At 54.2% G+C, this 18027-nt stretch carries 17 protein-coding genes and 1 tRNA gene; 9 read left to right on the forward strand and 9 right to left on the reverse strand.

What is annotated here, in order from left to right:
* The first annotated feature begins 57 nt into the window (after window positions 1-57).
* Both EBB79_RS13160 and EBB79_RS13165 read left to right on the forward strand, forming a co-directional pair.
* Window positions 58-600: an RNA 2'-phosphotransferase gene (locus EBB79_RS13160; protein ID WP_127749312.1), complete on the forward strand. Its 543-nt coding sequence runs from the start codon at window positions 58-60 to the stop codon at window positions 598-600.
* Between the two features lie 50 nt (window positions 601-650).
* Window positions 651-1478 (forward strand): DUF817 domain-containing protein, encoded by an 828-nt coding sequence (locus EBB79_RS13165; RefSeq protein WP_127749313.1) that lies wholly within the window; start codon window positions 651-653, stop codon window positions 1476-1478.
* Between the two features lie 46 nt (window positions 1479-1524).
* Here the strand turns inward: EBB79_RS13165 and EBB79_RS13170 are convergent, their stop codons facing one another.
* From EBB79_RS13170 to EBB79_RS13185, 4 genes are all read right to left on the reverse strand, one after another.
* Window positions 1525-1812: a YiaA/YiaB family inner membrane protein gene (locus tag EBB79_RS13170; RefSeq protein WP_127749314.1), complete on the reverse strand. Its 288-nt coding sequence runs from the start codon at window positions 1810-1812 to the stop codon at window positions 1525-1527.
* Between the two features lie 73 nt (window positions 1813-1885).
* On the reverse strand, window positions 1886-2563 hold the full coding sequence (locus tag EBB79_RS13175; RefSeq protein ID WP_164860809.1) for a PspA/IM30 family protein: 678 nt from the start codon (window positions 2561-2563) through the stop codon (window positions 1886-1888).
* Window positions 2564-2653: 90 nt separating this feature from the next.
* A complete protein-coding gene (locus EBB79_RS13180; RefSeq protein WP_127749316.1) occupies window positions 2654-3250 on the reverse strand; it encodes a TetR/AcrR family transcriptional regulator in 597 nt (198 codons plus the stop codon).
* A gap of 64 nt (window positions 3251-3314) precedes the next feature.
* Complete coding sequence (locus EBB79_RS13185) at window positions 3315-3680, reverse strand: hypothetical protein (protein WP_127749317.1); 366 nt, start codon at window positions 3678-3680, stop codon at window positions 3315-3317.
* Between the two features lie 110 nt (window positions 3681-3790).
* On the opposite strand from EBB79_RS13185, the gene EBB79_RS13190 reads away from it, so the two are divergent.
* Complete coding sequence (locus EBB79_RS13190) at window positions 3791-4549, forward strand: alpha/beta fold hydrolase (protein WP_127750993.1); 759 nt, start codon at window positions 3791-3793, stop codon at window positions 4547-4549.
* A gap of 485 nt (window positions 4550-5034) precedes the next feature.
* On the opposite strand, the gene EBB79_RS13195 is transcribed toward EBB79_RS13190, so the two are convergent.
* On the reverse strand, window positions 5035-6189 hold the full coding sequence (locus EBB79_RS13195; RefSeq protein WP_127749318.1) for a lytic murein transglycosylase: 1155 nt from the start codon (window positions 6187-6189) through the stop codon (window positions 5035-5037).
* A 562-nt stretch (window positions 6190-6751) separates the two neighbouring features.
* Here EBB79_RS13195 and EBB79_RS13200 point away from each other — a divergent pair.
* The 5 genes from EBB79_RS13200 to EBB79_RS13220 all read left to right on the forward strand — a co-directional run bounded on the left by EBB79_RS13200 (window position 6752) and on the right by EBB79_RS13220 (window position 11751).
* Window positions 6752-8425: a B12-binding domain-containing radical SAM protein gene (locus EBB79_RS13200; protein WP_127749319.1), complete on the forward strand. Its 1674-nt coding sequence runs from the start codon at window positions 6752-6754 to the stop codon at window positions 8423-8425.
* 89 nt (window positions 8426-8514) lie between these two features.
* On the forward strand, window positions 8515-9267 hold the full coding sequence (locus EBB79_RS13205) for a hypothetical protein (RefSeq protein ID WP_127749320.1): 753 nt from the start codon (window positions 8515-8517) through the stop codon (window positions 9265-9267).
* A complete protein-coding gene (locus EBB79_RS13210) occupies window positions 9267-10382 on the forward strand; it encodes a DegT/DnrJ/EryC1/StrS family aminotransferase (protein ID WP_127749321.1) in 1116 nt (371 codons plus the stop codon). The genes EBB79_RS13205 and EBB79_RS13210 overlap by 1 nt, the downstream gene beginning before the upstream one ends.
* Complete coding sequence (locus EBB79_RS13215; protein ID WP_127749322.1) at window positions 10379-11089, forward strand: WbqC family protein; 711 nt, start codon at window positions 10379-10381, stop codon at window positions 11087-11089. Before EBB79_RS13210 ends, EBB79_RS13215 begins: the two co-directional genes overlap by 4 nt.
* Window positions 11089-11751, forward strand: a complete 663-nt coding sequence (locus tag EBB79_RS13220) for an acetyltransferase (protein ID WP_127749323.1) — start codon at window positions 11089-11091, stop codon at window positions 11749-11751. The genes EBB79_RS13215 and EBB79_RS13220 overlap by 1 nt, the downstream gene beginning before the upstream one ends.
* Here EBB79_RS13220 and EBB79_RS13225 read toward each other — a convergent pair.
* The 4 genes from EBB79_RS13225 to EBB79_RS13240 form a co-directional block, all read right to left on the reverse strand.
* Window positions 11738-12511: a glycosyltransferase family 2 protein gene (locus tag EBB79_RS13225; protein WP_164860810.1), complete on the reverse strand. Its 774-nt coding sequence runs from the start codon at window positions 12509-12511 to the stop codon at window positions 11738-11740. The genes EBB79_RS13220 and EBB79_RS13225 overlap by 14 nt on opposite strands.
* A gap of 650 nt (window positions 12512-13161) precedes the next feature.
* Window positions 13162-13247: transfer RNA gene (locus tag EBB79_RS13230), tRNA-Leu, on the reverse strand.
* Between the two features lie 94 nt (window positions 13248-13341).
* Complete coding sequence (locus tag EBB79_RS13235) at window positions 13342-13944, reverse strand: tetratricopeptide repeat protein (protein WP_127749325.1); 603 nt, start codon at window positions 13942-13944, stop codon at window positions 13342-13344.
* A gap of 67 nt (window positions 13945-14011) precedes the next feature.
* Window positions 14012-14488 carry an Lrp/AsnC family transcriptional regulator gene (locus tag EBB79_RS13240; RefSeq protein ID WP_127749326.1) on the reverse strand — a complete coding sequence of 159 codons (477 nt, stop codon included), beginning with the start codon at window positions 14486-14488 and terminating at the stop codon, window positions 14012-14014.
* Window positions 14489-14602: 114 nt separating this feature from the next.
* On the opposite strand from EBB79_RS13240, the gene putA reads away from it, so the two are divergent.
* The gene (gene putA / locus EBB79_RS13245; RefSeq protein WP_127749327.1) at window positions 14603-18019 is read left to right on the forward strand and encodes a bifunctional proline dehydrogenase/L-glutamate gamma-semialdehyde dehydrogenase PutA; all 3417 of its coding nucleotides are present in this window, start codon (window positions 14603-14605) and stop codon (window positions 18017-18019) included.
* Window positions 18020-18027 lie beyond the last annotated feature (8 nt).

The following is an 18027-nucleotide window of genomic DNA, read 5'->3' on the forward strand; positions in this document are numbered from 1 at the left end:
TCGTCTCCTGCCCGACAAGCGCTGGACCCCATTGAAATTGGGTGATTAAGTGCGATCATGGACAAAAATGTTTTATCAGCCCAAAGCAAATTTTTAAGCTATCTACTGCGACATAAACCAGAAAGTTTACACTTAACGATGGATGCCCATGGATGGGTTTCAATTGACCAACTTATCGAGAATTCCATCCCCTCAGACACCCCACTCACTCGGGCACAATTAGAGGACATCGTGCGCAACTGCACCAAGCAGCGCTTTGCCATATCTGCTGATGGCGGAAATATCCGTGCCAACCAAGGGCACTCGGTCCCCGTCGACCTGGACCTGTCACCCTGCCTGCCTCCGGAAAAACTGTATCACGGCACCGCTGAGAAAAACCTGCTCGCCATTCAAGCATCGGGTCTGAATCGCCATGCACGCCATCATGTACATCTTTCCTCAGATCCGGAAACTGCCCGGAAGGTCGGTATGCGCCATGGCAAGCCGATTGTGTTCACAGTTCAAGCCAGCGTCATGCAGACCCATGGCCACCAGTTCTTTCTAACCGACAATGGTGTCTGGCTGATTGAAAGCGTTCCACCAGAGTTTTTGCAGTTGTGACGAGACATCAAAACCGCACCCGCCAATTGGAACGCCGACTGGGAGATTGGATGCGGGCCCGGCTACCGCATTTTGCAGCAGAATTGGTCATGTTCACACTAAAACAGGGCTGGGCCGCGCTCTTGGGCGTGCTGTTACTGGGCGGTATGATCCTGACCAGCAACATCTGGCAACCTGACTGGCCACTGGCCCGCTATGACGCCTTGCTGCTATATGCCTTGACTTTACAGGCGCTTTTTCTGGCCACAGGCATGGAGAGCTGGCGAGAGGCGCGGGTGATCTTGTTGTTCCACCTGACCGGGACTGCAATGGAAATCTTCAAGGTCCATGCCGGCAGCTGGGGCTATCCCGGCGAGGGCCTGATGAAACTCTGGGGCGTGCCACTGTTTTCAGGCTTCATGTATGCTTCGGTTGGATCCTACATGGCGCGTGTCATCCGGTTGTTTGATATGCGGTTTGCCCCCTACCCGCCATTCTGGACGACAGTTGTGCTGGCCGTGGCCATCTACGGCAACTTCTTTGCCCATCATTTCCTGCCCGATATCCGGCTGGTCCTGTTCGCTGCAACACTTCTCATGTTTGCCCGCACCCGGATTTGGTTTCGCATCGGTGAGACCCACTACTGGATGCCGTTGCCTCTGGCTGCTTTTCTCTCAAGCTTCTTTCTTTGGTTGGCCGAGAATGTCGGCACCAGAACCAAGACCTGGATTTATAATGGCCAGAGCGAACATCATTTGGTCAGTCTGGCCAAGATGGGGTCCTGGTATCTTTTGCTATTCGTCAGTTTTGTCACCGTGACCCTGGTGCTGCGCGACGCCCTGTCGCGCGCGCCCCTGTACAGCCCAAATGCGCGAAAACCCTTTCGCCCAAAAACATAAGCGCCCGAAGTGTCCTCCGGGCGCTTTTTGTTGGTTTGACGCTTGATCAGATCGACGTTTTGGGATCGCTCAATGCATCTTCCAGCAACTTGTCATTGCGCGCTTCTTCAATGCGGTTGATCCGGTCCGAGCTGGAGCGGTGATCAAAACGGTATTTCACAACGTTGATCAGGCTGATGGTCAGCAATATGACCCCCATACCCCAATAGCCCTTGGTGGCCAACGGCACGTCTGTTGACAGCCACAGCGAGATCGCCAAAAGCCCATAAGCCAGGACTACGCCGACGCCATTCAACATCATGATGACTGTGTTATCGCTATTATCATTATGCATTTTTCTGGTCCATTTCACAAAATTAGAGAGTTCGGAAAGTCAGTTCTGCAGATCATCCGCGGTCTTGCAGGTGTTATTTTTCAGCCTTCAGGCGGTTCAGGACATCAAGTGCCGACGTGCCGTTGCGTTTGCCAAATCCGGCATCGGCCAGGTCATCCCCAATGGTGGCATGGCCAAGATCACCATCAATTTCCCGCAGGATCTCGCCCTGTTCAAATGGGTCGTCCTGCTCCATCACCCGGGCAATCAGGGCTTCGGCTTCCTCAATCGGGCTGTCGCCCCCGAGGTGTTTGTTCAAACGGCGCTGCATGTCTTGTTCCCGTTTGGTGGCACGGGCGGACATGGCACCCTGTTTAAGATCGATGATGCGCCGATTGGCTGTTGCGACCGACTGACGCAATTGCAGGATCCGGCGCTCTAGCCGCTCGAGTGTTTGACGGCGCAAGGCCAGTTCGTTTTCCATTTCGGCCACGGCCTGTGCCGCAGTCTGGGCCAGATCCTCGCGGTCGCCGTCCAGTGCCTCTTTGGCGCGGGACAAAAGATCTGCAATCCGGACTTCCAGGGTTTCGATCTGGCGCAATTCGGCGCGTTGGCGCTGGATCAGGCTGGCCAGCGTCAATTTGGCGGCCTTCAGGCTGTCCCCGGATTCACGGATTTTCTGGTCAATCAATTCAATCGAGAATGTATCGCGAAGCTGCTCTTCGGCGCGGGCATTTGCACCGATGAATAAGGTCTTTAAAGTTCCAAACATGTCGCTCTCCAATTTCCTGAACATCGTTCACAAATTGGGTATAGCGAGATCATGAACGGTGTTCAAGGAAAAAATGAACGGTGTTCAAATTTATGTCTGACCGACCTGGGAAAGTACTTGACCGATCATTTGTTCGACCTTGGCAAGGGGCACTGCCGAAATCCGTTGTTCCAGCCCAAGCAACACAATCCCATGCACCGAAGAAAACAGCGCGCGCACCATCAAGTCCAATTGCTCGTGATTATAGTCTGGGAACAATTCGGCCACCGGGCGGGCAATATGGGAAAACAGCGTCCGCAGCGCCTGTAAGTACCAATCCGGCACCTGGTCATCGGCCCGCATCTGCAGATCGAACAGGGCGCGCCATAGGTTCGTATGGTCCGATGCAAAGCCTAGGTAGGCATTGCTCATCAGGATCAGACGGCTGGTCGCGGTCTCCTCGCCTGCCCCATCAACGGAACTGGCAACCACCTGCCCCAGTTTTTGAAAGGTGCGCCCGTTTACTGCCATAATCAATGCATTCAGATCGTCATATGCAGTGTAAATCGCACCGACAGCACATCCTGCGTCCTTGGCCAGATCGCGGGCACGCAGGGCGCCAACGCCATCTCTGTCGATGCGTTCCTCAGCTGCCACAATCAGCTTTTCACGTAAGACTTCTTTGCGTTGCTGAGCTTTGGTTGTCATCGGACCCTCACGTTTTGAACCCCGTTCAAGAATGCCAATAACACCGGCAAACGCAAAGATGCAATCAGATCAGACCGCGCCACCGCATCACGGCGACCATCAGGACAACCACGGCCAGCACTGAAAACGCCATGCTGCCCAGAATTGTCAGGGCACGTCCTTTGCGGCGATCAGCCAGGTCCACCGATTTCAGATAGCCCGAGACCTCACCTGCCGATTTGCGCAGGGCGGGCTCATCCAATGTCAGTCGCAACTTGGGGTGCTGCATCAGCGGTTCGGCCTTAGCCAGCAACATGGCCTGGTTATAAATCCTGCGTGGCAACCGCCGACGTGCCTTTTTCAACGCATCTGCCAAAGCGCCCGAAACATGTTCGCGGGTTTTCAGCAACTCCCGGATCTCTGCAATGTCCTCTGTTATGCTGTGACCCACTGCCGTGCTCTCCTGTTATCAATCAGTGGCATCTTATCCGCTGCCTCGCTGGGGCTCAATACTTGCAGATTGAACTGGCGGCCCTGCGCACGCAACGCTATCACAGGGGCATGTTGAACATCATCACCCATGGCACCGCCACCGACAAACCGCCCCTTCTTATTGCCCACGGGCTTTATGGCTCTGCCCGCAATTGGGGCGTGATTGCCAAGCGGCTGTCAGACGAGCGCTTGGTTGTGGCCGTCGATATGCGCAACCATGGGCACAGCCCCTGGGCCAACAGCCATAGCTACCCCGAACTGGCCGAGGATTTGGCCGAGGTGGTGGCGGCACATGGTGGGCAGATGGATGTGATCGGGCATTCGATGGGGGGCAAAGCCGCAATGATGCTGGCCTTGAACCATCCCGCATCTGTGAACCGCCTGTTGGTGGCTGACATCGCGCCAGTTGCATACATCCACAGCCAGATCCAGTTCATCGAGGCGATGCGCAGCATAGATCTGACAACCCTACAACGAAGATCCGAGGCCGAGGACCAATTGGCCGCAGCTGGTGTAGAGCCCGCATTGCAAAGCTTTTTCACCCAGTCACTTGATATCCCCAATCGGCGCTGGCGGCTAAATTTGGACGCCTTGGCGGATCAGATGCCCAATGTGATGTCCTTTCCGCAGACCAATGCGGTTTGGCCGGGATCGGTGCTGTTCTTGTCCGGCGCCAGTTCAGACTACGTGGACCCCAAATACCGCCCACAGGTCCGCGCCCGATTTCCGCAGGCGCGGTTTGCCAAGATCCCAGGCGCCGGTCACTGGCTACACGCCGAGAAACCCCGTGAATTCGAGGCCACCGCCCGCATTTTCCTGAATGCCTAGGTCAGGAAACCGCCATTCTCAGCAGGTTTTTGACAGGCTGCACGGCCCAGGATTGCACCTGCGCTGTGCCATCCGGTTACCCCTTGGCGTCCATCTCACGATTTAAGAACAGCTCCGGGTCGTCGACTTCCACAAGTTTTCATCCCTTGACCCACCAAAACCGATCGCCCACACGTCTCAGAAAACTTCGGTCATAGCTGACCAATAGGCGGGATGCACTATGGACAACCAGCTCGTCTTTCTGGGCCTCCTGTCCTTGGATACCCAGATAATTTGTCGGTTCGCCCGTCAGATAGAAATTGGCATTACTGAGCCGCACTACCCTTTGGATCTCTCGACCAGGCGTATAGAAATAAGGTTGCTCCAAATCCGCACCGGATCAAAAATTTAGCGCCGGATCTTGTCTGCGGACGCAGTGCGGCAATCGCATTGCCGACATTGCTACTTGATAGAGCACTTTCCCAGGTCAAACGTCTGTCAGCAAATCAACCAAGCGCGCGGAGCAACGCCAGTGACGGATCACCGGTAACGGGTTGGCCAATGCTGGACTGGTAATCAGCAATGGCTTTGTTGCTTTTTGGGCCGATCACACCGTCTGCGCCACCAGTGTCAAAGCCACGGGCAGTGAGGCGTTTTTGCAAACGGATACGATCGTCTTTTGTAAGACCATATTTGTCAGGTGGGAAGCTGGCGCGTATCGGGCCACCCCCAGCGATACGGTCGGCAAGATGACCCACACCAATCGCATAGCTGTCAGAATTGTTATAGCGCTTGATCACCCGGAAGTTGGCGGTAACCGCAAATTTTGGCCCGCCAGCCTGGGGTTGAATGATGGTGCCCGCTGTAGCACCGTTGCCAACCTCTGCCCCCCAGTTGACACCCTGCGTCCAGCCATTTCGCGCGAGGTAAGCCGCTGTCGAGGCGAGCGAGTCTGCGGGGTCATCCGACCAGATGTCACGGCGGCCGTCGCCTGTAAAATCAACAGCAAAGGCTTGGTACGATGTGGGGATGAACTGCGTGTGGCCCATCGCTCCAGCCCATGACCCCAAAAGATTGGATGCGGTTGTATCGCCGTTCTGCAAGATTTTGAGCGCCGCAATCAATTGCTTTTCAAAGAACGCGCCCCGGCGGCCATCAAAGGCCAGTGTGGATGTAGCCGAGATCACGGGTACATTGCCGCGGCGTTCGCCGTAGAAGCTTTCCAACCCCCAAATGGCAGTCACGATTTCTGCCGGGACACCGTAGCGTTTCTCGACAGCTGAGAGTGTTGTGCGATGACGAGCAAAGGCCGCACGGCCTTTGGACACCCGTTCATCAGAGGCTGCAATGGACAGATAGTCCTCTAGCGTGCGGCTAAATTCGGTCTGATTGCGATCACGTTTAACAACACCGGGCAAATACCCTGCCCCCCGAAAGCCCGCATTTAAGGTGGCAGGGGATATTCCCTGTCCGGCGGCACGGGTGCGAAAGCTGCGAACCCAAGTGTCATAATCCGCGTTGAATACCGGGCGCAAGTCAGCCGGAAGGTCACCAGTGTTGGACTCAGAGATGCGAGGACCAAGAGTACCCACATCACGACCACAGGCCGTAAGGCCAACTGCGCCTAGGCCAAGAAGCGTCATTCTGCGTGTAAGGTTCATGTGTTCAATCATAACTCGTTTTGGTGTCGGGATCGTGGGCCCTATCTGACGCAAGACGACATATCACGCCCAGATAGGTAGACCATATACGGTTTTCAACTGGGCCGCAGCCAAAGGCTGGTCTGGGAACACAGTCGCTATTCACGACAGACACTATATGCAGTTGGTGTGCAATCTCATTGGCCGTAATTTTAGGTCAACAGCACCAGTGCAGCGGTCGTGCCAATCCGCCGTTCGTGTCCAAAGGCAGCAGCATTACACAGGTCGAAAGGTGTCACAGCTCACCATAGCAGTGCTCTCCCCGGCACCATTCTCAACCTTACGTCAGGCTTTTTGCCCCATAATCCCTATCGCCGTGTCACACCAAGCGCACCCGTCTCCTCTCCGGCACATCCACAAAAGAACTTGCAAACATAGCAAAAAACTCCTGCGCAAATAGACTTACCCGATGTAGTGCAATTGCGACACGATCATGAAAAACATCACTAAACCACGAGTAAACTCCATGTTCCAGTTGGGCCAATTTAAGTAGAAATGCCGCTGTTGTTCCAAGGAGATTCGTGTGGCGAAGTCATTATTATTGAAGCCAGAGTTTTCTTTTGAGCCACGAATGAGGTCGAATGGCGGTGAGGTTTTTTCGCCGCGCATCCAAAAACAGGCAGCTCTGCGGATAGCACTTGTTGCACCAAAATTTGCGCCTTCGTTTTTTGGCCGAAATCATTCCTTACCGATCATAAACCCCCAGTCCAAGGCTGCATCTTTTCAGGGTGCATTGCCACTGTTGGCGGCTTTGACACCTTCCCCTCACACCGTCGTGATATTTGACGAGAACATTGCCCCCCTTGATATAAGTGCGCTCCAGGACTTTGACATCATCGGTCTGACCGGCATGATTGTACAAACATCAAGAATGCTCGAGATTTTGGATGAATTGCATGACTTCCATGGACATCTTATCGTCGGTGGGCCGTATGTCAGCGTCGAACCAGAGGTGTTTCAACGGCGGTGTGACGTCATTTTTGTTGGTGAAGCAGACCAGACCTGGCCGACTTATATTCAGAACGTCGCGGATGGAAAAAGCCATTTGACTGCATATGAGCAGGCAACAACAACCGATCTGACCAAGCTGCCAATGCCCAAATATGGCGACCTCGACTGCAGTGCTTATGCAATGGCAAGTATCCAATATTCTCGCGGGTGCCCATTCCTGTGCGAGTTTTGCGACATCATCACAATATTTGGCAGACGCCCAAGAACCAAGACACCGGACCAATTCATCGAAGAGTTGGAGCACTTGGAGGCGTTGGGATTTTCATCGGCTATTTTGGTGGACGACAATTTTATCGGTGATAAGAAAAAAGCACTGGCGCTTCTCGACCGGTTGGCCATTTGGCAAGAAAAAAATGGCCGCCGTTTCCGTTTCACGACAGAGGCAAGTATTAATTTGGGTGATGATCCGGTTTTATTGAAGGCGATGATCGCTGCCAATTTCACCAGTGTCTTTATCGGAATCGAATCCGCAAACTTGGACGCACTTGAGGAAACGCGAAAGGTTCAGAACACGCGCGGCGACAGTATGTTGAACAAACTTGACCGGATAAGGGATGCGGGTCTCATTATCTTTGGCGGGTTTATTGTTGGCTTCGACAGTGACGAAAAATCTGTTTTTGACAAGCAGTTTGAGTTTATCCAGCAAGCAAAGATTGCGCAGGCTTTGATCAGCCTGCTGACCCCAATTCCCACCACGCCCCTGTTTGACCGCCTGAAATCGGAAGGTCGGTTGCTCAGGGACCATCCAGAATGTCAAATCATTCCGCGCAATATGACCCCTGATGAGTTGATTGAGGGATTTCACAGGCTCAATGCCAGATTATTCGATCCTGATGCCTATCTGGCAAGAATCGAAGATAACATGCTTGCATTGCAAAAAAATGGGACCATTGAAAATTCCTTTCGCAACATAAAGGCGGGTTTAAAGCCAGCAAAGATGGCACGGGATTTCATCATAACCGCACGTGTCTTGAGCCGCCTTTTGGCGTCGTTGTTTCGGGATGGGGAACTGATGGACGTTGGCGGTCGGTATTTTCACAACTACCTGAAGTGGAACAAAAATACAGCGACAAGAACTCCGCTAGGAACTTATTTAGCCTATGTATCGGACCACTGGCATTTTTATAAATTCGTCAAACAACTTAGGAACCGCTCCGAGGGTGTTACGCACTCTTTCGGTGGGTGATGTAAAACGCCCCACCTTGGAAAAACCTTCGCAAAAACAAGCGAAAGTCAAAACCTAATCACTAATCCCTTAACAAAGTTGCGAGCAGCATGGCCGACAAAATAAACCTACATCTCTGCGAAGGTCTAATCGGCCCCGAGACCAAGATCAGGGATTACTCCAGAGTTGAAAGTTTTGGGCGCACAGTCCTAGGCGGCGATGTTTGCATTCTAAAACAGGTCTTTGACGAAGCGCGGCTGTTGCAATTTCGTGCGCAGCTTCTTGAGTGGAGCAAACGTACCGAACCGTTTGAAGCGGGCCGCAGTGCCAACCAGGAAGCGATAAATTTCCATCGCCAGGACAATTCGACCTCTTCTTCCATCGTGCAGCATTGCTTTCATGTCTTCGGCTTTGGCGATCTACCATCTGTTGACGAAGCCTTCAGATCGGAACTGGAAGCGCTGGCGGCTGTTTTACTGGAAATTCAGAATGCTATTGTTGGTACCGATTTTTCATTTAGTGACGGTGACTTGAAAACTATGGTGGCTCGTTTTCCGCGTGGCGGCGGCTTTCAAGGTGAGCACCGGCACCCGTTTCTGCCATATAAGATCCTGGTATGTGCAAACATGTCGCGCAAAGGTATCGACTACAATGATACCTCATTTCGTCTGCAATTTGGTCAATCCGAACTGGATGTCATCGATGATTTTGCCATCGGTGACGTCTTGGTCTTTCGGGCCGACATGTTTCACCAAATGGAGCCGGTTGATCAATCGGATTTTCTGACTTGGGACGCAGAAGACGGGGTCTGGATCCTAGCGATAGAAGCCTTGAGCAATTATTCTGCTAGTGAGGCCGTTTGATGCCAGGAATTGACATCCAAGATCTGGATCGAAATGCGGTTAGGCTGCTGGTTCCGGATTTGCCAACTCACAAAGATCTAAGTCCATTTTTGGATGAAATTGACACAAACCGGATCTACACAAACTTTGGACCACTTCACACACGGCTTGAGAGTGAATTGGCCGCCTTTCTGGGCGTAAAACACGCGTTGTGTCTGTCCAGCGGAACGTCAGCGCTGGAACTTGCGGTACAAAATTTGCATTTGCCTAAAGGCAGTCAGATACTGATCCCTTCGCTAAATTTCCCTTCCGCCGCAATTGCATGCATTCGTAATGGGCACGACCCAGTCTTCTCGGACGTCGATTTAACAACTGGGTCTTTACGGACTGATATTGCACGGCAAGCCCTTCAGAAGAATTCGAAAATTTCCGCAGTACTTGTTAGCGTTCTTTTGGGATGTAGTACGGAATGTTCGGACTGGGAAAAATTCCAGGCCGACACAGGCTGCCGAGTAGTTATCGACGCCGCCGGAGCCATTGGTCACATCAAACCGCCCAATAGTATTTCGACGATCTACAGCCTTCACGCGACCAAACCGCTGTCTGCTGGCGAAGGCGGCGTGCTGGCGACGAATGACGCAGCAGCGGCCAAAGAGCTGCGGGCACTTTCCAACTTTGGGTACACGCAGCAAGGACTTGAACACGTCGGGACCAATTCCAAATTAAGCGAATATCATTCTGCCGTTGGCCTGGCGGCGCTGCAGGCCTGGCCAAAAGCAAAAGCCAAACGGCTAAGCCTTTTCAGCGAATACACAGAAAAGCTGAATGCCATTGGATTGCCCGCCTTTGCCAGGGTCATGAACCAAACGGGCGTGACAAGCACCTTTTCCCTGGTTTTCCACGATGTCGTAGGTGAGCGAGCCGTTGAAGATCTGGCGCATGCAGGGGTTGAAACACGCCGATGGTATTGCCCCCATTTACACCGTCATCCTGCCTTTCAGGGGTTTTCGACCACCGGACCACTAAAGAACTCCGAATGGCTCTCACAACGTCTACTCGGCTTGCCTTTCCACACATCATTGACCAGCGCGGATATTGATCAGGTCTGTGCAGCGATAAAGACCTTGCAGCGATGAAAATTGCCGTGATGCAACCCTATCTCTTTCCATATCTTGGGTATTTTCAATTGATGCACGGGGTTGACCAGTTCATCCTTCTTGATGATGTACCCTACAGTCGCACTGGCTGGTCAAATCGAAATAGATTGCTGGGAAAAAACGGAGCGTTCCGGTTTACATTTGCCGTTCAAAAATCGCCACGCGGAACTAAGATTTCAGAGATCCAGTTAGACAACAAAAGTTCCTCCATACGTCGCTTTATGAAATCTATAGACTTAACCTATGCGCACGCGCCCCAGTATTCCAACGTCAAGAATGTAATTCTAGAGGCCATATCCTGCAATTCTGACAGGTTTAGTGATTTTACCGCCCATTCTATTCAGGTCATTTCAAGCTATTTGGGCCTCGAAACTCAGATCCAACGTGCGAGCGCCAGTCAATATCCTGCAGTTTCAGGTGCGGAAGAGAAAATTCTATCCATTTGCGCCCGGGAAAAGGCGACAGAATATCTGAACAGTTCCAACGGAAAGCGACTGTACACGAGATCTAGATTTCATGACGCCGGAGTCGATTTGAATTTTCTCACTCACATCCCAAAACCATATCACCAGTGGGGACTGGAGTTTCAGTCTCACTTGTCGATCATCGATGTATTGATGCACAACGATAGGGACGCGCTGACCCCGCTGCTTTCATCTTATGACATAAAAGGCGCGAACCGGTGATGACAAAGGACATTGTGATTTTCGGAGCAGGAGATACCGCTGAGCAGGCTGAATACTATTTTCGAATGGATTCAGAATATCGCGTTGTCGCATTTACCGTTCATCAGAACTATCTCGCCGAAAGTACGTTCTGCAATCTTCCACTCATTCCTTTTGAAGAAATCGTCAAAACCTATCCACCGTCCGGCTATGATATGTTCATCGCATCAAGCGGAAGATCTATGAACAGGCCCAGAGCAGAGGTGGTGCGCGCCGCCAAGCACCTAGGTTATCAACTTGTCTCATATATCAGCACCAAAGCCACTGTATGCACGTCAGACATTGGAGAAAACTGCTTCATTCTGGAAAATGTCAGCATTCAGCCTTTTGTCCGCATGGGGGACAACGTCTTCATTTGGAGTGGCAGTCATATTGGACACCACAGCGTTATCGGCAGCCATGTCTTTTTCTCGGGACAGACGGCCACCAGCGGACGGTCGGAAGTCGGAGATTATTGCTTTCTCGCAGGCAAATCCGGTGTCGATGCCAATGTCTGCCTTGCCGAGGGCACTTTGCTGACACTGGGCTCGATTGCGACGAAAAATACTGAACCTTGGGGCGTTTACTCGGGCATACCCGCAAGAAAACGGAAGATGTTATCCAGCGATTTCAAGATCCTTTAAGAGGCCGGGAATACGCGTTGGTAAAGAGGTCCACGACATTAATTGCATCCTGTTTGTATAGTGCGTGTCTGTCCAGGGTAACGTCCTCTGAGTAGTGATAACCGTAGTTTTTTTTGACGTCTCGGACTCGTCGCCGTTTGTTAAGTTCACTGTGCCGCTTCAGGACATAGTCCAGACTAAGATGTTTGTAGTGGAGCAACTTAACCTCTTCCACTTTAGGGCGCACGACATTGCCGACAGGTGCGCTCCGGTGTCGCCCTGCTGAAAAGCCCAGATCAGGGACTTCAGCGGGCTTGAAAAATGCAATTTTGTCCATTTTTCTGAAACGGGCGCCTTGTTTGATCGTAGCAGGCAAATGCTCTCCTGAAGATGGGAAATGATCAGAAACCATTTGATAGCCTTCCGCTTTGACCAGGGTCACACCTTCTGTTTCCATATCTTCAAGATAGCTAAGCACGTCGGGATGCCAAAAAAACTCGTCGATGTTGCAAACTGTAACCCAGTTTGCCAGCAGTGATTCCTCAAACTTCATGGCACGAAGCTGCTTCAGTCCGGCTTCAGAATAAGAACGTCCCTCTAACACAAGGGGACGCACTGTAACGCGCGGGTGCGCATTCAAGATTTCCAGTGAACGATCTGTAGAGTCATTATCATAAATAAAATACTTGGTGACAAAACGATCGTAGTGCTCAAAAAAAAAGGGCAGCATTGCCTCTTCGTTCCAGCACCCCGCATAAAGATGGATCTCTGTGTGTCCCATATTCAGGTCCTTGGTTGACAAGAAGACAATTGGTTCGCTCCAACATCCCGAACTAATTTGTCGTTGCTGAGCGATTATACAGTTTTGAGTTTGTTTCCAGTCTATTAACAAGGTTCCAGGCCGCATACCAATGTTTCTTGGATGCGGCTGTTACAATTGGAAGGCGTGTCAAAATCAGTTTGCTCCGCGTAATCCGTTAGATCGGCTCCTGCCTCTGATACTTGATCGAATGGCCGCTTCGCATTGTGACCCCAGTTCCTTAGCGTTGCGAAGATCTGCATTTGCCCAACCAGGTTTGAGCGTTCTGACAGCTTTGGGCTGGGGCTGCCATCCGACCAATAATCAACATTCTACGCGCCCATCCTGACAGCATGAAACGGTGCGCAGGTCAGTCTCTATCGAAGTTACCCGCCCGCACATCAACCAACACCGGCAGCCTGCGCGTCGCACAGGGACGCGAAAGCCACTCATGGACTTTGCAAACTGCTTCTTTAAGAAAGTTCACAAAGGGATGATCAAGAAAGTGTTTTTCTTTCCCGGCACTCGGCCTGTCTTTTCCGTTAAACAGATCGACAGTCTTTATGTCATTTCATGCACCGATCAAAGCGGGGGGCAAAGTGCCAAAATTATTCATTGTTTTCAATGGCAATTGGTGCGGGCGGTGGGAGTCGAACCCACACGGGCATACGCCCAACAGATTTTAAGTCTGGTATGTCTACCATTCCATCACGCCCGCAAATGAAACACCATTGGCATCTCACCTGCCTAGGTCTAGCCGCGTGAGGCGCTGGGGACAATCGGTTTTATGGGGGTAATGCAAGGGTTTTTGCCTACAACTCAATTTCCTCGACCGGAACAGTAGCCAAAGGGCCGCCGGGCGCGATAAGGCCACGTTCAGGCAACCAGGGATTCAACGCTAATGCCGTCTTTAGCGCTATGCGGGCCTCCTCCGTACGGGACAGGCCAAGCAGCGCCAGGGCACGGCCACTTAAGGCCGCCACATGGCGCGGGGACAGCTCCAGTGCTCGGTCCAAATCCGTCAGCGCAGCCGCAAAATCCTGCCGCAGAAAATGCACAAATGCACGCTGATTATAGCCTTCGGCATAGGCCGGGCAGTAGGATATCAGAATATCAAAATCCTCAAGCGCGCCGGTGAAATCATACCCTGACCGCCGCGACATGCCGCGATCCAGAACCGCCTGAGCCTGCTCGTTCGGGGCATCCGCCCAGAATTCCCACATCTGGTTGGAAATCTGTAATGCCGTTGCTTCGTCATCCGCCTGTTGAACCTGAGTGATCAATGCCTCCAGTGGTGCAGAGTGATCTGGGGATGCCGGGCAATTGTCCGCGCTGGCCTGTCCCCCGGCAAATACCAGAGCAGCACATATCGCAATCAAGCGGGGGCCAGCAGGCCAGGCAGACAAAACAAACATAGGTCACAAACTGCACCCAAAGTGACAACTATCAAATCACCTTTTCGCGCGTTGGCGGGGTACAGAGCTACCATTGCGCCAAGGTTCCGTCCTCCTTGACGGCCTGCATCGCCACATAAGTCGAGGTCGATGCCACATGAGGAAGTGTCGATATCTTTTCGGCCAGGACAGAGCGATAGGCCGCCATTGACCGTGTACGGATCTTCAGAAGATAGTCGAAATTCGACGCAATCATATGGGCTTGCTCGATTTCAGGCACCTTGGCCACGGCGGCATTAAACGCCGTCAGCGCCAGCTCTCGGGTGTCTCGCAGTTTCACCTCGACAAAGGCGACATGATCCAGGCCCAGCCGGATCGGATCCACCAAGGCGCGGTAGCCGGTGATGACACCCTCGGCCTCTAGCCGTTTCAAACGCGTTTGAGTGGGGGATTTGGACAGGCCAATCCGGCGCGCCAGATCCGCAATAGAGATCCGTCCCTCGCCGCCCAGAACAGTCAGAATCGCCTGATCAAACGGATCCAGGTTTGAAAAGTCCGATTGCATCGTTGTTCCCTCGATTTTCAGTCCAATTGCTCTATATTCTCATACATACAGGCGAATGTCCCGCAAAAATACCAGTATCCTTGCCATACCGCCTGCCCCTACTGGAGATCCCTGATGGCACACCCCACGCCTCTGCGCCACGTCATCGACGCCATGACCTTTGCCGATCAGGCTGATCTTCGCGATCAACTGGTAACCACAGCGGCACTGTCTGATGATGATCGCGCCCGTATTTGCGCCAATGCGGCCGCGCTCGTTCGCGACATCCGCGACCATTCTGCACCGGGGTTGATGGAGGTGTTCTTGGCCGAATACGGGCTGTCCACAGACGAAGGTGTAGCCCTGATGTGTTTGGCCGAGGCCCTGCTGCGGGTGCCTGACGCCGAAACCATCGATGCACTGATCGAGGATAAGATCGCGCCCTCGAACTGGGGCAAGCATCTTGGCAAGTCCTCGTCCTCGCTGGTCAATGCCTCGACCTGGGCGCTGATGTTGACAGGCAAGGTGCTGGACGACGAGCGCAGCCCGGTTGGCGCCCTGCGCGGTGCAATCAAACGCATCGGTGAACCGGTCATTCGCACCGCGGTCAGCCGTGCAATGAAGGAAATGGGCCGTCAGTTTGTGCTGGGTGAAAGCATCGAAAGCGCCATGAAACGCGCCGCCGGGATGGAGGCAAAGGGCTACACCTATTCCTACGACATGTTGGGCGAAGCCGCCCGTACCGAGGCCGACGCCGCGCGGTATCACCTGAGCTATTCCCGTGCGATCTCGGCAATTGCCGATGGCTGCAACAGTCAGGACATCCGCGAAAATCCGGGTATCTCGGTGAAACTCTCGGCGCTGCACCCCCGCTATGAACTGGCGCAAGAGGTCAGCGTGATGGATCTGCTGGTGCCCCGCCTGCGTGCCCTCGCCTTGCTGGCCAAGGCAGCCGGCATGGGGTTGAATGTCGATGCCGAGGAGGCCGACCGCCTGTCGCTATCGCTGGAGGTCATCGAGACCGTGCTGGCCGATCCGGCACTGGCGGGCTGGGATGGTTTTGGCGTGGTAGTACAGGCCTATGGACCCCGTGCAGGGCTTGCCATCGACACGCTATACGAGATCGCCAAACGCCATGATCGCAAAATCATGGTGCGGCTGGTCAAGGGTGCCTATTGGGATACCGAAATCAAACGGGCACAGGAAATGGGCGTTGACGGCTTCCCGGTCTTTACCTCCAAACCGCTCACGGATGTGTCCTACATTGCCAATGCGCGCAAACTGCTGGCGATGACCGACCACATCTACCCGCAATTTGCCACCCACAATGCCCATACCGTCTGTGCCATCCTGCATATGGCAGACGGTGGCCAACCCTATGAGTTCCAGCGCCTGCATGGCATGGGCGAAACCATGCACCAGATGGTGCTGGAGCAAAACCACACCAAATGCCGGATCTATGCACCAGTTGGGGCCCATCACGACCTGCTGGCCTATCTTGTACGTCGGCTGCTGGAAAACGGCGCCAACAGTTCATTTGTGAACCAGATCGTCGACGAAGACGTCCCCCCCGAGGAAGTCGCCGCCGATCCGTTTGCGATGATCGCCGATGTCAGCCGCAGCATCGCCACAGGCCCTGACCTGTTCGCACCAGAGCGGGTTAACTCGCAGGGCTTTGATCTGGCCCACGCGCCAACGCTTGCCCGCATTGATCAGGCCCGCACACCCTGGCTGACCCACAGCTGGCGCGCCGCGCCGCTGCTGGCCCAGGATGCCGCGCCGCTATCACCCGAAGATGTCATCAATCCCAGCGACCTGACCCCGGTTGGCCAGGTGACCCCGGCCAGCCCACAAGATATTGCCACAGCCCTGACTGCGGCCTCCCCATGGGACGCCCCTGCCAGCGCCCGTGCCGCAGCTCTGAACAAGGCGGCCGATCTCTATGAAGATAACTTTGGTGAATTATTTGCCCTGCTCAGCCGCGAAGCAGGTAAGACCCTTCTGGACTGTGTCTCGGAATTGCGTGAAGCGGTGGATTTCTTAAGGTTCTACGCGTCTCGCATCCCCACAGATGCCAAGCCAGCCGGGATCTTCACCTGTATTTCCCCTTGGAACTTTCCGCTGGCGATTTTCTCCGGGCAGATCGCAGCAGCCCTGGCCACCGGCAACGCCGTTCTGGCCAAACCAGCCGAGCAAACCCCACTGATCGCCTATCGCGCCATATCCCTACTGCATCAGGCTGGCGTGCCACGCGCGGCGCTGCAATTGCTGCCGGGAGGCGGCTCAGTGGGGGCAGCCCTAACATCTGACAACCGGGTGAATGGTGTTGCCTTCACCGGCTCCACTGCCACCGCGCTAAAGATCCGCAGCAGCATGGCCGACAACCTGCGCCCCGGCACACCGTTGATCGCAGAAACCGGCGGGCTAAATGCGATGATTGTCGACAGCACCGCGCTGCCGGAACAGGCCGTCCAATCCATCATTGAAAGCGCCTTTCAATCGGCCGGTCAACGCTGCTCGGCCCTGCGCTGTCTCTACTTGCAAGAAGACATCGCCGATGGTGTTCTAACCATGCTGACCGGCGCGATGGAGGCCCTGAACACAGGCAATCCCTGGCTGCTGAGCACCGACAGTGGTCCGGTAATCGACCAGACCGCCCGCGATGGTATCGCATCGCATATCGCAATCGCCCGCGCCGAGGGTCGGCTGTTGAAGCAGGTACAAGCGCCGGAACAGGGTACCTTTGTTGCGCCGACGCTGATTGAAATTCCCGGCATTGCAGCGCTGGAACAGGAAATCTTTGGGCCCGTGCTGCACGTTGTCCGGTTCAAGGCCGTAGATCTGGACAATGTGATCGCCGATATCAACGCCACCGGCTATGGGCTGACCTTTGGGCTGCACAGCCGCATCGACGACCGGGTACAATACGTCACTGACCGTATCGAGGCGGGCAACATCTACGTCAACCGCAACCAGATTGGTGCTGTTGTCGGCAGCCAACCTTTCGGCGGCGAGGGTCTGTCTGGCACCGGACCCAAGGCCGGCGGCCCCAATTACCTGCCCCGGTTCTGCGCCCCAGACCGCCAGCACAGCAGCGCTGAATGGCTGCACGATCAGAACGAGAGCCCGATCGCATCCGGCACCGCCGCAGCCGCCTCAACCCAGAGCCTCCCGGGTCCCACCGGCGAAAGCAACCGGCTGACACTTTCGCCGCGCCCACCGCTCCTGTGCTTAGGTCCCGGCCCCGACGCAGTTGCCGCCCAAGTGCAAGAGGTCACCCGACAAGGCGGCACTGTACTGCAGGCCAGTGGCAAGGTCGATTTGCAACACATACAGCAGATCCAGGGTATCTCAGGGGTGCTCTGGTGGGGCGGTGAAACGAGCGGCCGCGCGATAGAACAGGCACTGGCCCGTCGCAACGGCCCGATCCTGCCTCTGATCCCCGGTCATCCTGACCGGGCCCGCGTTCTGGCCGAGCGTCATATCTGCGTCGACACCACCGCCGCGGGCGGCAACGCTGCACTGCTGGGCGGCAAAGGCCAAGCTCTATAACGACTTGA

This window comes from Parasedimentitalea marina, assembly GCF_004006175.1.
GTDB classification, from domain to species: Bacteria; Pseudomonadota; Alphaproteobacteria; order Rhodobacterales; family Rhodobacteraceae; genus Parasedimentitalea; species Parasedimentitalea marina.